Below are 14708 nucleotides of genomic sequence, written 5' to 3'. Positions count from 1 at the left end.
TTATTCTTTATCTAGAACGTCGTCCACATAGTTGGTAATTCTTTCGACTGCCATTCTCAAGTGTTCTTCAGAAGAGGCGTAGGAGAGACGAACATAGCCCTCTCCACCTTCACCAAAGTAGCTTCCAGGAACAACACCAACTTTTGCCTTATTTGCCAAATCAGTTGCAAACGCAACATCATCTGAGCCAAAATGTTCAGGGATTTTAGCAAAAATGTAGAAAGCACCTTCAGGTGTTGCCATGGTAAAGCCATTCTTTTCAAGACCCGTTTGAATGATGTGAAGACGCTTTTCGTAAATTGCGCGCGCTTCTTCATAGTCTTGCTCACCATCTTCTAATGCTTTGGCAGCTGCAATCTGCACGTTATCTGTTACAGAAGTAATTAAGAAGGAACTTACTTTAACAACTGTCTTCATAATTTCAGCTGGACCAGCAATATAGCCAATTCTCCAACCAGTCATTGCAAAGCTTTTTGATAAACCAGAGAGTATAAGAGTACGTTCTGGAATAATTTGCGAAAGTGAATAGTGCTTCTTATTGTTATAGGTTAATTCGGCGTATATTTCGTCACTAAGTGCAAATAAATTGTAATCTGTAATAACCTGGGACAACTGTTCAAGTTCTTCTTTATCATATACTCGACCAGTTGGATTTGAAGGATCTGTAAGTACGATTGCCTTAGCGCCTTTTCCTTCATTATTCATTACTTGCTTTAAATGATCAGCTGTCAAAATAAAATTGTCTTCTGAAGTTTCAACTTCAATCGGAATACCACCAGCCATCTTAATAATTCCAAAATAAACGCCCCAAACGGGTGTTGGAACGATTACTTTGTCGCCAGGGTTAAGTACAGTCATTAACGCAACATTCAATGCTGCTGTAACTCCGACAGTAGCACAAATTTCATTTGCTGGATTGTAGTAAACGCCTAAGCTGTCTTCCAAATATGAACTTACAGCGTTTAAATATTCTTTTTTACCAGGCTCAGGTGCATAGTGTGAGTCATCACTTTTTATATCTTCAATCGCGGCTCGTTTTATGCGTTCAGGTGTGTGAAGATCTGGCTCACCGACAGTCAGTTTAATAATTCCTGGAATCTGCGAAATTTTATTGCTGAAGGCACGGATTTCTGATTTTGGAATTTCATTAATCTTTTTGTTAATTGTATTGGATAAACTTTTTGCTAAAGTTGGCATAAAAACGAACCTTTCTTAATTTTTTTATTCAGATACAATTATAACCTAGTATCGTTCGAGGGAAAGTATAAATTAGTATTAATTTATTAAGCTTTACGACTGGTTATTAAAAGAAACTTTGTTATAGTTGACTTAGAAGGTGAGAAAATGGATCAAGAAAAGAAAAACCAAAGACTAAAAAAACTGTCAAAAGACCAATTTGAAGTTACTCAACACGCCGCAACTGATTATCCTTTTAAGGGCAAGTACGATGATTTCTATCAAAAGGGCATTTACGTTGACGTCGTTTCCGGAGAACCTCTGTTTTCTAGTGAAGATAAATATGATGCTGGCTGTGGTTGGCCAAGTTTTACAAAGCCAATAAAAAAATTAGTTTACAATCGCGATCAGTCCCTAGGCATGGAACGCACAGAAGTAAAGAGCCCAGATGCTGATTCCCATTTAGGACACGTATTCAATGATGGGCCAGTCGACCAAGGTGGCTTGAGGTACTGCATTAATTCATCGGCTTTAACTTTCATTCCATATGATGAACTTGAAGAAAAAGGCTACGGTGAATACAAGAAGCTTTTTGACTAAAAACGCAATAAAAAACTGCATTTCAATTATTGAAGTGCAGTTTTTTAGTTTAAACAATTTCTTGTTCCTTAAAGCTACCATATACTTTTTCTACTTCAGTGACACTCATGAAAGCATAGGGATCACTTTTCTTAACGATTTGTAAAACATCGTACATATCGTAACGATCAATGACTGTAATCAAAACTTTTTTCTCAATATGACTATAGGCTCCTTCAACATCATGAAAAATTGTGATCCCACGGTGCATCTTTTCCTGAATACCATCAATAATTGCCTGAGGCTGATCAGTGACAATTGTAACTTGCAATTTTTGATGTTGGGTATAAATTGCATCTATTACTCGTCCGTTGATAAAAATTGTCAAAGCAGAATATAAGGCGCGATTCCAGCCAAAAGCAAAGCCCGCCGCAGCAATAATAATTAAATTGATCATAATGCTAACCTTACCATAGCTTGCACCGGTTTTTTTCCGAATCACAATGCCAATAATATCTAATCCACCAGTTGAAATTCCGTTCTTTAGTGCAAATCCGGTTCCCATACCATTGATCATGCCACCAAAAAGTGCACAAACTAATGGGTCAACATGCATATCTATTGGATGAATTACACGCATCATAATCGAGCCCAAGATGACTGTGATTATTGTAAATAAGGTGAATTTATGACCTATTTTAAGCCATGCAATTAAAAGTAATGGCAAGTTTAACGCAAAGTACATTACAGACGTTGATAAAGTGAAAGGTAAAAAACGTGAACTCAACGTATTAATCAACTGCGCAAAACCAGTAATTCCCGATGAATACATATGGCCAGGCTGCCAAAAGAAATTTAAGGCAATCGCAACTGCTAATGAATAGAAAAAAGAAGCGGAGATTTTGGAAAGTAGGCTGTAACGCCTATTGAAAGTATCTAGTTTGTCCATTAAATTTTGAGTCCTCTATAGTTTATTTCATAATCTGGCAACATCAATTCAGTCATAATATCAGTTTCAGCAATTAATTTTAACAAAAAAGCAACCAGGTTTTAGACTGATTGCTTGATAAATGCAAAATTGCTTTTAGCTTAAGCTCACTGAACTTTATCTAAAACCGTTGCATTTTATACTAACACTATTATTACTTGAAATGATCTCAATTTCTAAGATTTTAAAATTAATCTTGCCAATGTTCTTTTATAAAGGCATCACGACCACCGGATTCTTCTAGTTGGTATCTAAGTGGATCTTTTTTATAGAAGTCTTGGTGATATTCTTCGGCTGGATAAAAGGGACAAGCAGGTTCAATACTTGTGACAATCGGATCAGAGAATTTACTACTATTTTGTAAAACAGCCTTGGATTTTTCAGCTGCCTCTTTTTGCGCAGGAGAATTATAAAAAATTACCGGACGATAATTATCACCACGATCTTGAAATTGACCGGAAGCATCAGTAGGATCAGTTACTTGCCAATAGTATTGTAGTAATTGATCATATGGCATAATTTCAGGATCAAAGGTAATCTCTACAGCTTCAGTATGTCCAGTTGTTCCAGAGCAAACTTCTTCATATGTTGGATTAGCAACGTGGCCACCGGTATAGCCAGAGATAACTTTTTTGATTCCAGGTAAGGAGTCGAATGGCTTTACCATACACCAAAAGCAACCACCAGCAAATATTGCTGTATCAAAGCCGTGATTATCAGATTGTTTGTTAGTCATATGTCCACACTTTCTTTTTGAAAAGCACTTAAATCGATAATTAGACTAATTGTATTTCAAGGAGCAATAGTCCGCAACCAATACGGTTTAGGTAAAAATTCAAAATAGCTTCAATATTAATTAGTCTTCGATACCCAAGTGGTCTAAAATTAAAGCAGCAGTTTCTTCTATTGAACGATGAGCAACATTGATGACAAAGCAACCCAATTTGTCGTAGAGTTTTTGAGCAGAGTCAAGTTCAGCCTTAATCGCATCAGTATTTGAATAAGTGGTATCTGGATTTAAGCCATAAGAAATCATTCGTTGACGTCTAATTTCGTTTAGAACAGATAAATCATTTGTGAGACCGATGATTTTCTTTGGATCCACCTGATATATTTCCTTAGGAATATGAGTGTCAGGAACTAAAGGAAGATTAGCAACTTTCAAATTTTTATTTGCTAAGAACAGGGAAAGTGGGGTTTTGGAGGTTCTTGAAACGCCCAATAGCACAACATCAGCTTCCAAAAATCCTTTCGGATCTTTACCATCATCGTACATAACTGCAAATTCCATCGCAGAAATACGATCAAAGTATTTTTGGTTCATTTTATGTTGCGCACCAACTTTCATTTGTGGACGAAGTCCGGTAACTTTTTGAATTGCTTCGACAGCAGGAGAAAGAATATCGATGCTCTCAATATGATGTTCACGTACAAACCTAATAACTGGGATCTGCATTTCATCTTTTACTAAACTGTAGATGAGAATTAGATTTGGATATTGCTCAATTTCTTTAAATGTTTCTTCAAGCTTTTCCTTGCTAATAATAAATGGGTATCTACGATAGTTGATTTCTGCATCAGGGAATTGTGCTGCCGCAGCAACTGCATTATTAAACGCTGTATCTCCCGCAGAATCGGAAATAATTACTATGTTAACTTCTTTTTTTGGTGTATTTTCAGCCATTATTTGCTCCTTTTTTATTTTAATTATACATTTTAATAAAAATCTTTTACAGATTTAGTAGAAAAAAATAAGAAATCGCAAAAAATATTGCTCTTTTGTATTGACCGTGGAGGATGGTTTGATATAATTGATATAAATGTATGGCGGTAACGTCAAGAAATGGAAGGAGGGATCACATATGGCCAAGACAGTCGTTCACGAAAACGAGTCTATTGATGATGCTCTTCGTCGTTTCAAACGTTCCGTTTCAAGAAGTGGTACTTTGCAAGAATACCGTAAACGTGAGTTTTATGAAAAACCTAGTGTCCGCAGAAAGCTGAAATCTGAAGCAGCTCGGAAGCGTAAGCATTATTAATAACCAAAAACTTCTATCAAGTTGATAGAAGTTTTTTTGTGCCACAAATACTAGTTTTATTGCTAATTTGCTAATCATTACTTATAGAATTTGGTATAATTTAACTATACTTTTTAGAAAGAGGGAGTTTACTTTGAGTTTATCTGAACAAATAATGTCTGACATGAAAGAAGCAATGAAATCTCGCGATAAGATTAAATTGAATACCGTAAGAATGATTAAGTCTGCTTTAATGAACGAAAAGATTAAGGTTGGTCATGATCTTACTCCAGATGAAGAACTAACAGTTCTCAACCGTGAGAAAAAACAACGTGAAGAATCAATCGAAGACTTTACAAAAGCTAAACGTGAAGATTTAGCTGAAGATACTAAGAAAGAACTTGCTGTTGTTGAAAGCTATATGCCAAAACAACTTTCAAAAGAAGAGCTTGAGGATCTTGTTACTGAATCAATTAAAGAAGCAGGTGCAACAAGTAAATCTGAATTTGGCAAAGTAATGAAAGTGCTCATGCCAAAAATTAAGGGTAAAGCTGATGGTAAAGTAGCTTCTGACGCAGTTCGCAATCACCTTAACTAAAGAAAAGGAGCAATTATTTGGCTCAAACTACTTTTATTCCTAAAAATGCTGAAAATATTCAAAAACTTGTAGGGGTTAATGATAGAAACTTAAGCATACTGGCCGAAGGATACGATGCAACAATTGTTGATACCGGAAATCAAATCGTGATTGAAGGCAATGACGATAGTATTAAAAAGACGCTGGCTGTTTTGAAAGCTCTTGACAACATTGTTAGTGCTAATATTAATATTAGTGCTCCAGATGTTGTTAGTGCAATGAAAATGGCTGAAAAAGGCACAATTGAGTATTTTCCTGATCTTTACAAACAAATTCTAATTCGTGATGCTAAAGGTAAACCGATTAGAATCAAAAATATGGGACAGAAACAATATGTTGAAGCGATTGAAAAAAATGACGTTGTTTTTGGTATCGGTCCAGCTGGTACTGGAAAGACTTTTTTGGCAGTTGTTTGCGCAGTAGCAGCTTTTAAAAAGGGTGAAGTATCTAAGATTGTTCTTACTAGACCTGCCGTTGAAGCAGGGGAATCACTTGGCTTTTTGCCTGGTGATTTGAAAGAAAAAGTTGACCCGTATTTGCGTCCAATCTATGATTCTCTCTACTCAATTTTGGGAACAAACACAACAGATCATTTAATGGAGCGCGGAGTAATAGAAGTTGCACCTTTGGCTTATATGCGTGGCCGTACACTGGATGATGCTTTTGTAATTTTAGATGAAGCACAAAACACGACTGACGCACAAATGAAAATGTTTCTAACTAGACTTGGCTTTAATTCAAAAATGATTGTTAACGGTGATATGACGCAAGTCGATTTACCCGGTCGTCAACGTAGTGGCTTAATTGATGCGCAACATATCTTAAAGAATATTAATCAAATTAAGTTTATTCATTTCTCAGCTAATGATGTCGTAAGACATCCAGTTGTTGCTAAAATTATCAGTGCGTATGAAAAGGAAGAAGAAAAACATTGATTACACCAATCGATATTACCTATAACGATGAGGTTGGCTTTTTAAAAGATAGTAATGAAAATTGGGAAGATTGGATTTCTAAACTTTTATTACTTGCTAAAAAGGAAATTGGTAAAAACACCAATTTGGAAATGAGTATTAATTTTGTTGATGAGGAACGTAGTCAAGAAATTAATAAAAAATATCGTGGAAAAGATCGCCCAACTGATGTAATTTCATTTGCCATTGAAGATGGTGGCGATAATTTGGATTTGGCTATTTTCAGCGACGATCCTGAATTTCGCGAAGACATCGGTGATCTTTTTATGTGTCCTAGTGTAATCAAGCGTCATAGTGAAGAATATGGCACGGGCTGGAATCGTGAATTTGGCTATACACTTGTTCATGGTTTCCTACATCTTAATGGTTTTGACCACATCGATCCAGCGGAAGCAAAAGAAATGTTTGGCATTCAGGGCAAAGTTTTGGAAACTTATGGTTTGCCATTATACCCTGATCAATTGGACGAAGGCAGAGGTAAATAATGTCTCAAGAAACAAAAAATAAATCAGGTTTTGTAGCCCTAGTTGGGCGACCAAACGTTGGCAAATCGACTTTGATGAACTTTTTAGTTGGTCAAAAAGTGGCAATTACTTCTAATAAGCCGCAAACAACCAGAAACAAGATCTCCGGTATATATACTACAGACGATATGCAGGTTGTCTTTGTTGATACACCAGGAATTTTTAAGCCACATTTAGAACTTGACGACTATATGGATAAGGCAAGTCTTTCAAGCCTAAAAGATGTCGACTTAATCTTGTTTATGGTGGAACCAGAAAAAATGGGACGCGGTGACGAGTATATTATCGAACAGCTTAAAAAAGTAAATGTTCCGATTCTTTTGCTTATAAATAAGGTTGATCAAGTTAATCCTAATGAACTTTTGCCAATAATTGATGAGTATCAGAAGCTTGATGTTTTCAAAGAGTTTTTACCAATATCTGCTACTCAAGGAATTGGAATTGCTGACTTAATCGAAGTATTGCGTGAATATTTGCCTGAAGGACCAGATTATTACGATCCTGAACAAATTACCGATCGTCCAGAATACTTCATGGTTGCTGAACTGATTCGGGAGCAGATCTTAAAATTGACCGCTGAAGAAGTTCCGCATGCTGCAGCTGTTTGGGTTGAACGAATGAATCAACATGAAAATAACAAGCTACAAATTGAAGCAACAATTTATGTTGAAAAAAGTGGACAAAAAGGCATCATCATTGGTAAGAGTGGTGCCATGTTAAAACAGATAGGCATTAAGTCTCGCAAACAAATTGAAGAACTCCTAGGTGAAAAAGTTAATCTTAAGTTATGGGTAAAAGTTCAGCGAAACTGGCGCTCTGATCCAAGATTTTTGAAGCAAATCGGTTATAATTCCAAGGATCTTTCGTAAAAATGAGTAAAGAGCTAAAAGAAGTACAAGGAATCATCTTTAAACGTCAAAAATTTCATGAGGCAGACCTTTTAGCTAAAATAATAACGAAAAATAGCGGGATTATTACAATGATTGCTCGTGGTGCACTTAAGCCTAAGTCTAAATTAGGTGCGAGTCTGCTTAACTTTTCTTACGGTACATATGTGATTGTTTCTTCTGGACAAGGACTAAGTAATCTCCGCACCTATAAAAATGTTAAGCAATTTGACGGCATCTTTAATGATCTAACCAAAAATGCCTATGCCTCATTTATTTTGGATTTAGTTGATCATGCTTTTGTCGAGTATCAGGATTTAGGTAAGTACTATGAATTAACAAGTCTAGCTCTTACAAAGATCAATGATGGTGAGGATGCTGAAATGATTACTCAGACAATCCAAATGCAACTTTTAGCAGCTTATGGAGTTGAACCTGAACTACGTCATTGTGTGATTTGTGGTAAAGAGACTGGTGACTTTGATTATTCAATTGCTAAAGGCGGAATCATTTGTAGCAATCACTTCTATACTGATGCTACCCGCTTGCATTTGCAGCCAAAAGAAACTGCAGTTCTAAGAACGATTGGCTTAATACCATTTTCACGTTTAGGCACAATAAAAATTAATCAGGATACAAAAAAAGCTACACGAAGAGCAATTGATCGAATATATCAAGAAACTATTGATTTAAACTTAAAGACAAAAAAGTTTCTTGATGAGCTTAATTTATTTACCTAATCCTTTAGATTAAAATATGATTATGGTAAAATACTATTGTATTTTGACGAAGATGAGGATTAAAAAAAGTACCAGCAAAGCGAATGTTAGATAGTGGAAGGACATCTGGGAAACGGCACCTCTAGTCAAACTAATTAAGAGCAGGGAAATATCCCTGAATTAGGGTGGAACCGCGATAAATCGTCCCTATGCAGTGTTGCATAGGCTTTTTTTATGGCCTGATGCAGGGAGGAAGAAAAATGGCACAGAAAAAAATAACAATTCAAGACATGATTTTTAAATTAGAAGAGTTTTGGTCTTCTAAGGGATGTATGGTAATGCCATCTTACGATGTTGAAAAAGGTGCTGGTACCATGAGTCCATATACTTTCTTAAGGGCTGTTGGGCCTGAACCATGGGCCGCATGTTATGTTGAGCCTTCTAGACGTCCCGCTGATGGACGCTATGGTGACAATCCTAATCGTTTATTTCAACACCACCAATTCCAGGTAGTTATTAAGCCTGCTCCTGACCAAATTCAGCAATACTACTTAGATAGTCTTAAGGTTTTGGGTATTAATCCATTAGAGCATGATATTCGTTTTGTTGAAGATAACTGGGAAAACCCATCAATGGGTTGTGCTGGTGTTGGTTGGGAAGTCTGGCTTGACGGAATGGAAGTAAGTCAATTTACTTATTTCCAAACTGTTGGTGAACTTGACGTTAAACCAACTATGAGTGAAATTACATATGGTGTTGAACGCCTTGCTTCCTATATTCAAGATGTAAACTCCGTTTTTGACTTGGAATGGGGAAATGGCATTTTATATCGCGACATCTTTAAAGAAGCAGAATACGAAAACTCTAAATACGCTTTTGAAGAATCTAATCAAGATGACCTGTTGAAGTTCTTTGACGTATACGAAAGAACAGCAAAAGAACTGATCAAGTTAAATCTAGTTCAACCAGCTTACGATTATATTTTGAAGTGCTCACATACCTTTAATTTGCTAGATGCTCGGGGAGCAGTCTCTGTTACAGAACGTGCAGGATATTTAGCTAGAATTAGAAATATGGCTCATGAAGTGGCTGTATGTTTTGTTGAAGAACGAGAAAAAAGAGGCTTCCCTTTACTGAAAAGCGCAGAAGACAAGAAAGCGGGGCTTGAAAATGACTAAAGACTATTTATTTGAAATTGGAACAGAAGAAATGCCAGCACATGTTGTTGCAAAAAGCGTTAAACAACTTGCTGACAGAACTCAAAAGTTCTTGAAAGAAAATGGCTTAAAGTTTAAGGATATCAAAACTTTTTCTACACCACGTCGATTAACTATTTTGGTTGAAGATTTGGCTGAAAAGCAAGAAGATATTGATGAAATAAAAAAGGGACCTGCTAAGAAAATTGCTTTGGATCAAGATAAAAATTGGACCAAGGCAGCTCAAGGCTTCGTTCGTGGTCAAAATATGACTACTGATGATATTTACTTTGAAGAACTAAAAGGGACAGAATATGCATATGTTCACGTCCAAAAAGAAGGTAAGAAAGCTACTGACATTCTTTTAGGTATGAGTGACATTATTAAGGCAATGACTTTCCCAACTAAAATGCGTTGGGGCGGTTCAAATGACTTTGAATTTGTTCGACCAATTCACTGGTTGGTTTCTTTGCTTGGCAATGAGGTCGTTCCTGTTCAAATTCTTGATATCACTGCGGGTCGAAAGACTGAAGGTCACCGCTTTTTAGGTGATTCAGTTGTTTTAGCCAATGCCGATGATTATGAAGATGCTTTAAGAGATCAATTTGTCATTGCTGACGCTAAAAAGCGTAAAGAAATGATAGTTGACCAAATGAATGAGCTGGTTAAACAAAACAATTGGAAAATCAAGATGGATGCTAACTTACTTGAAGAAGTAACCAATTTGGTTGAATATCCAACTGTCTTTGCTGGCTCCTTTGATAAAAAGTATCTTGAAATGCCTCAAGAAGTATTAATTACCTCAATGAAGGATAACCAACGTTACTTTGAAGTTTATAATCAAGATAACCAATTAATTAATCATTTTATTTCTGTACGAAATGGAAATAAGGATTACTTAGAGAATGTTATTTCCGGGAACGAAAAAGTTTTAGTTGCTAGATTAGATGACGCACAATTTTTCTACGATGAAGACCGTAAATATCCTCTTAGTCATTTTGTTGACAAGCTTAAGAATGTTTCTTTCCATGACAAAATTGGTTCTATGTCTGAAAAAATGGAACGTGTACGTATAATTGGTGACTACCTCGCAAAACAATGGAATCTTGATGAACAAACTATCAAGGACTTTGATCGTGCGAGTGAATTGTATAAATTTGATCTTGTAACTCAAATGGTTGGCGAATTTGCTGAATTACAAGGTGTAATGGGTATGCACTATGCAAAACTTGCCGGTGAAAAAGATGATGTTGCGGTTGCAATCAAAGAACATTACATGCCAACCACTTCAGAAGGTGAGTTACCACAAACTGTAGTAGGTTCATTACTTTCAGTTGCTGACAAACTTGATACAATCATCACTTTCTTTGCTGTAGATATGATTCCAACTTCATCTAATGATCCTTACGCCTTACGTCGTTACGCCTATGGAATTGTACGTATTTTAATTAATCAAAAGTGGTCATTAGCCTTCAACAAAGTTTTGCCTGAACTTGTTTCTGCATTGAACGGAAAAACACCAGCTAAATTACCTAAGTCGGATGAAAAAGAAGCAGAAATTGCATCCTTTATCCGTGATCGGATTAACCAGTATCTGACTAAAAACAACTACAAATATGACATTATCGATGCAGTGCTTGCATCAAGTCAGCAGGATCCAATTCAAATTTTGGCAGCGGCTAATGTCTTGCAGCTACATCATGATGATGAACAATTTAGACCTGTTGTTGAAAGTCTAATTAGAATCAATAATATTTTGAAAAAGGCTAAGCATAAAGGAAATAATGTCGTTAATCCAGACTTGTTTGTTAACGAGAGTGAAAAGGAACTTTACTCTGGTGTGAACAATTTGCAAGACTTAACTGATTTAACGCAGCTTTATGATGGTTTTGTTAAATTGCAACCAGTTATCAATTTCTATTTTGAAAACAATATGATTTTGGATAAGGATGAAGCAATTAAGAATAACCGATTAAATCAATTAGGTGCAGTGGCACAACTTGCTGAACATTTAGGTGACTTAAGTAAGTTAGTCATTAAATAATTTATCAAAGTAGGTGAAAAGATGGCTGGATTGATACCTGAAGAGACGATTAGCAAGGTACGTGAGAACGTCAATATTGTTAATGTCATCAGTCAATACGTTTCACTAGAAAAAAAGGGAAAAGATTATATTGGTCTTTGCCCATTCCACGAAGAAAAAACACCTTCCTTTACAGTCAATGAAGGAAAACAGTTTTTCAAGTGCTTTGGTTGTGGTAAAGGCGGCAATGTTTTTACCTTCTTAATGGAAAAAGAAAATTTAACTTTTCCGGAAAGCGTGCAAAAGGTTGCTGATTTTGCACATATTGAAATTGGTGAATATGGTCAACAAAAGCCAAAATATTCCAATATTTTAATTAAAATAAATGAGGAAGCTGCTGATTTTTATCATCGGGTTTTAGTTTCAACTAATGCTGGTAAACGTGGGCTTGAATATGCACGTGAAAGAGATTTGAGTGATGAGATTTTAAATCACTTTCGTATCGGATACGCGCCGAAACAGAATAATCTTCTCTTAACGTATTTGCGTGGTAAGAACTATCGCGATGAAGATTTATTAGCAAGTGGTTTATTTGTTCAGTCTAAGAGTGGTGAGATGTTCGATCGCTTTAGAGATCGATTAATGTTTACTCTTACAAATGAGGGCGACTATGCAGTAGGCTTTTCAGGCAGACGATTATCAACGGATAAAACTGAGGCAAAGTATATCAATAGTCCCGAGACAAAAGTTTTTGAGAAATCACAAGTCCTATTTCATTTCTCTGAGGCGAAAAAGGCGGCTAGATCTGAAAATCACTTAGTTTTGTATGAAGGATACATGGACGTAATTGCAGCATATAAAGCTGGTGTAAAGTCAGGTATTGCGTCAATGGGTACAAGCTTAACGGACCAGCAAGTTTACATGTTGAAACGAATCACTAAGAATATCATTATTAATTATGATGGTGATGATCCAGGAGTGCATGCGGAAGAACGGGCAGTTAAACTGTTTAATAAAGCTGGTGGCTTTGACTTGGGTGTTGTTGTTCTACCAGAAAAACTTGATCCTGATGAATATGTTCAAAAATATGGTGTTGAAAAATATCAAGAACAGATCAAAGGTGCATTAACACCGACTGACTTTTTCTTAAAGCGACTTGCTAAGAAATATAACTTAGATAATGATCGGCAAAAGCTTGCATATCTCGACGAAGCTATGCAAGAAATTGCGCAGCTCTCAAATCCAGTTGAACAAGATTTATATTTAGATAGAATTGCTCAGCAGCAGAATGTTTCTAAAGATTCATTAAAAGTGAATTTGCTAAAATATCGTCGTCAATTTAATACTGCTAAGCAACATACAGGCGGACAAATTCCAAATGAAGCAGAATTTCAACAAGATGACGGTCCAGCACCAGAGTATCATCAAGATATTGCTATTAAGAATGATCCAGTCCAAACAAGGCTATTGTACTTATTCATTCATTCGGAGCATGCTCGCGATTATCTTTTGCAGAACAAGTTCTTATTTCCTGATTCCGATTATCAAAAATTAGCGGAATTATGGTTAAATTTCAGCGAAACTCATGAAAAACCGACAGTAAATAGTTTTTTAAATTTTATTCCTGAACAACTTCAAGGTATAATAGTTAATGCCGAAATGGCAGATATGCCGCAGGATTTTTCAGACCGTGAGATTTGTGAACAAATCTATGCTTTAGAAATGCGTCAAGTTGACAAACAACTGAATAAGTTGATGAATGAACTTCAAGATGCAAAGAGAACTATGGATACGGACAAAATAATGTCTATTACGCAACAAATTTTACAGTTAAAGAGAATTCAAGGGCAGAGGGGGGCTTTATAGTGACAGAAAAGAAAAGCACTAGCGAAAAAGAACAACCATCTTTAGATAAAGTAGTACAAGAGGTTGTTAAAGCGGTTAAGAAAGATAAATCAATTACTGAAACTGAATTTGTTAATCGTTTGGTTAAGCCCTATGATTTAGAGGGAAAAGCAGTCGATCAATTAGTTCAAGAGTTTGAAGACAATGGCATCAGTATAGTTGATGAAAATGGTGATCCATCCAAACTAGCTTTGAAAAAGCAAAAAGATGTTGAAAAGGCTGAACTAAAAGATATGTCAGCCCCTTCAAGCGTCAGGATGAACGATCCAGTAAGAATGTACTTGAAGGAAATTGGACGTGTTCCACTTCTTAACGCAGATCAGGAAATTGCTCTTGCAAAGCGAATTGAAAAAGGCGACGAAGAGGCTAAGCAAGAATTAGCTGAAGCTAACTTACGTTTAGTTGTCTCAATTGCAAAACGCTATGTTGGTCGTGGTATGTCATTCCTTGACTTGATTCAAGAAGGAAACATGGGTCTAATGAAAGCCGTTGACAAGTTTGATTACAGTCTTGGCTTTAAGTTTTCGACTTATGCTACTTGGTGGATTCGTCAAGCCATTACTCGTGCAATTGCTGATCAGGCTCGAACAATTAGAATTCCAGTTCACATGGTTGAAACAATCAATAAGCTGATTAGAATTCAAAGACAATTGTTGCAAGACTTAGGTCGTGAGCCAACTCCAGAAGAAATTGGTGCTGAAATGGATATGCCAACTTCTAAAGTGCGCGACATCCTAAAAATTGCTCAAGAACCTGTTTCTTTGGAAACACCAATTGGTGAAGAAGATGATTCCCATTTAGGTGACTTTATTAAAGACAAAGATGCAACTAGTCCTGAACAACATGCTTCATATGAGATGCTCAAGGAACAGCTAGAAGAGGTACTTGATACTTTAACAGATCGTGAAGAAAATGTTCTGCGCTTGCGTTTTGGTCTTGATGATGGTCGGACAAGGACTCTTGAAGAAGTTGGTAAAGTTTTTGGCGTCACAAGAGAGCGAATCAGACAAATTGAAGCAAAAGCACTACGTAAGTTGCGTCATCCGAGTCGTTCAAATCAGTTGCGTGATTTCTTAGATTAA

15 protein-coding genes are annotated in these 14708 nt (G+C 36.2%); 11 read left to right on the top strand and 4 right to left on the bottom strand.

The annotated features are described in order from the left end of the window. Complete coding sequence (locus F5ESL0263_RS04665; RefSeq protein WP_122035216.1) at positions 1–1197, bottom strand: aminotransferase class I/II-fold pyridoxal phosphate-dependent enzyme; 1197 nt, start codon at positions 1195–1197, stop codon at positions 1–3. A gap of 147 nt (positions 1198–1344) precedes the next feature. Between F5ESL0263_RS04665 and msrB the strand changes: the two genes are divergently transcribed. Beyond that, a complete protein-coding gene (gene msrB / locus F5ESL0263_RS04660) occupies positions 1345–1776 on the top strand; it encodes a peptide-methionine (R)-S-oxide reductase MsrB (RefSeq protein ID WP_122035215.1) in 432 nt (143 codons plus the stop codon). A gap of 49 nt (positions 1777–1825) precedes the next feature. Here the strand turns inward: msrB and F5ESL0263_RS04655 are convergent, their stop codons facing one another. The 3 genes from F5ESL0263_RS04655 to F5ESL0263_RS04645 form a co-directional block, all read right to left on the bottom strand. Beyond that, on the bottom strand, positions 1826–2704 hold the full coding sequence (locus F5ESL0263_RS04655; RefSeq protein WP_074425302.1) for a YitT family protein: 879 nt from the start codon (positions 2702–2704) through the stop codon (positions 1826–1828). A gap of 229 nt (positions 2705–2933) precedes the next feature. Continuing rightward, a complete protein-coding gene (gene msrA / locus F5ESL0263_RS04650; RefSeq protein ID WP_122035213.1) occupies positions 2934–3479 on the bottom strand; it encodes a peptide-methionine (S)-S-oxide reductase MsrA in 546 nt (181 codons plus the stop codon). A gap of 120 nt (positions 3480–3599) precedes the next feature. Continuing rightward, positions 3600–4427, bottom strand: a complete 828-nt coding sequence (locus tag F5ESL0263_RS04645) for a pyruvate, water dikinase regulatory protein (RefSeq protein WP_046306951.1) — start codon at positions 4425–4427, stop codon at positions 3600–3602. A gap of 178 nt (positions 4428–4605) precedes the next feature. On the opposite strand from F5ESL0263_RS04645, the gene rpsU reads away from it, so the two are divergent. The 10 genes from rpsU (at position 4606) to rpoD (ending at position 14708) form a co-directional block, all read left to right on the top strand. Then, on the top strand, positions 4606–4782 hold the full coding sequence (rpsU, locus tag F5ESL0263_RS04640) for a 30S ribosomal protein S21 (protein ID WP_046306945.1): 177 nt from the start codon (positions 4606–4608) through the stop codon (positions 4780–4782). A 133-nt stretch (positions 4783–4915) separates the two neighbouring features. Continuing rightward, positions 4916–5359, top strand: a complete 444-nt coding sequence (locus F5ESL0263_RS04635) for a GatB/YqeY domain-containing protein (protein ID WP_046306943.1) — start codon at positions 4916–4918, stop codon at positions 5357–5359. Between the two features lie 17 nt (positions 5360–5376). Continuing rightward, positions 5377–6333 (top strand): PhoH family protein, encoded by a 957-nt coding sequence (locus F5ESL0263_RS04630; protein WP_122035211.1) that lies wholly within the window; start codon positions 5377–5379, stop codon positions 6331–6333. Then, positions 6333–6857, top strand: a complete 525-nt coding sequence (gene ybeY, locus F5ESL0263_RS04625) for an rRNA maturation RNase YbeY (RefSeq protein WP_122035625.1) — start codon at positions 6333–6335, stop codon at positions 6855–6857. The genes F5ESL0263_RS04630 and ybeY overlap by 1 nt, the downstream gene beginning before the upstream one ends. After that, positions 6857–7765, top strand: a complete 909-nt coding sequence (gene era / locus F5ESL0263_RS04620; protein WP_122035209.1) for a GTPase Era — start codon at positions 6857–6859, stop codon at positions 7763–7765. Before ybeY ends, era begins: the two co-directional genes overlap by 1 nt. Before the next feature lie 2 nt (positions 7766–7767). Next, on the top strand, positions 7768–8523 hold the full coding sequence (recO, locus tag F5ESL0263_RS04615) for a DNA repair protein RecO (RefSeq protein WP_122035207.1): 756 nt from the start codon (positions 7768–7770) through the stop codon (positions 8521–8523). A gap of 239 nt (positions 8524–8762) precedes the next feature. Continuing rightward, positions 8763–9680 (top strand): glycine--tRNA ligase subunit alpha, encoded by a 918-nt coding sequence (glyQ, locus tag F5ESL0263_RS04610; protein WP_122035205.1) that lies wholly within the window; start codon positions 8763–8765, stop codon positions 9678–9680. After that, the gene (glyS, locus tag F5ESL0263_RS04605) at positions 9673–11742 is read left to right on the top strand and encodes a glycine--tRNA ligase subunit beta (RefSeq protein WP_074425308.1); all 2070 of its coding nucleotides are present in this window, start codon (positions 9673–9675) and stop codon (positions 11740–11742) included. The genes glyQ and glyS overlap by 8 nt, the downstream gene beginning before the upstream one ends. Positions 11743–11763: 21 nt before the next feature. Beyond that, positions 11764–13587, top strand: a complete 1824-nt coding sequence (dnaG, locus tag F5ESL0263_RS04600; protein WP_122035204.1) for a DNA primase — start codon at positions 11764–11766, stop codon at positions 13585–13587. Next, the gene (gene rpoD / locus F5ESL0263_RS04595) at positions 13587–14708 is read left to right on the top strand and encodes an RNA polymerase sigma factor RpoD (protein WP_074425311.1); all 1122 of its coding nucleotides are present in this window, start codon (positions 13587–13589) and stop codon (positions 14706–14708) included. The genes dnaG and rpoD overlap by 1 nt, the downstream gene beginning before the upstream one ends.

It is taken from the genome of Lactobacillus sp. ESL0263, from assembly GCF_003692845.1.
GTDB classification, from domain to species: domain Bacteria; phylum Bacillota; class Bacilli; order Lactobacillales; family Lactobacillaceae; genus Lactobacillus; species Lactobacillus apis.
Note: the sequence above shows the minus strand (reverse complement) of the source record. Positions and strands in the feature narration are given on the sequence as shown.

Bases quoted from the DNA above. Each gene is read 5' to 3' on its own strand.
- era (WP_122035209.1), top strand. From the start codon at position 6,857: ATGTCTCAAGAAACAAAAAATAAATCAGGTTTTGTAGCCCTAGTTGGG.
- glyQ (WP_122035205.1), top strand. From the start codon at position 8,763: ATGGCACAGAAAAAAATAACAATTCAAGACATGATTTTTAAATTAGAA.
- dnaG (WP_122035204.1), top strand. From the start codon at position 11,764: ATGGCTGGATTGATACCTGAAGAGACGATTAGCAAGGTACGTGAGAAC.
- recO (WP_122035207.1), top strand. From the start codon at position 7,768: ATGAGTAAAGAGCTAAAAGAAGTACAAGGAATCATCTTTAAACGTCAA.
- rpsU (WP_046306945.1), top strand. From the start codon at position 4,606: ATGGCCAAGACAGTCGTTCACGAAAACGAGTCTATTGATGATGCTCTT.
- glyS (WP_074425308.1), top strand. From the start codon at position 9,673: ATGACTAAAGACTATTTATTTGAAATTGGAACAGAAGAAATGCCAGCA.
- F5ESL0263_RS04655 (WP_074425302.1), bottom strand. From the start codon at position 2,704: ATGGACAAACTAGATACTTTCAATAGGCGTTACAGCCTACTTTCCAAA.
- msrB (WP_122035215.1), top strand. From the start codon at position 1,345: ATGGATCAAGAAAAGAAAAACCAAAGACTAAAAAAACTGTCAAAAGAC.
- F5ESL0263_RS04665 (WP_122035216.1), bottom strand. From the start codon at position 1,197: ATGCCAACTTTAGCAAAAAGTTTATCCAATACAATTAACAAAAAGATT.
- F5ESL0263_RS04645 (WP_046306951.1), bottom strand. From the start codon at position 4,427: ATGGCTGAAAATACACCAAAAAAAGAAGTTAACATAGTAATTATTTCC.
- msrA (WP_122035213.1), bottom strand. From the start codon at position 3,479: ATGACTAACAAACAATCTGATAATCACGGCTTTGATACAGCAATATTT.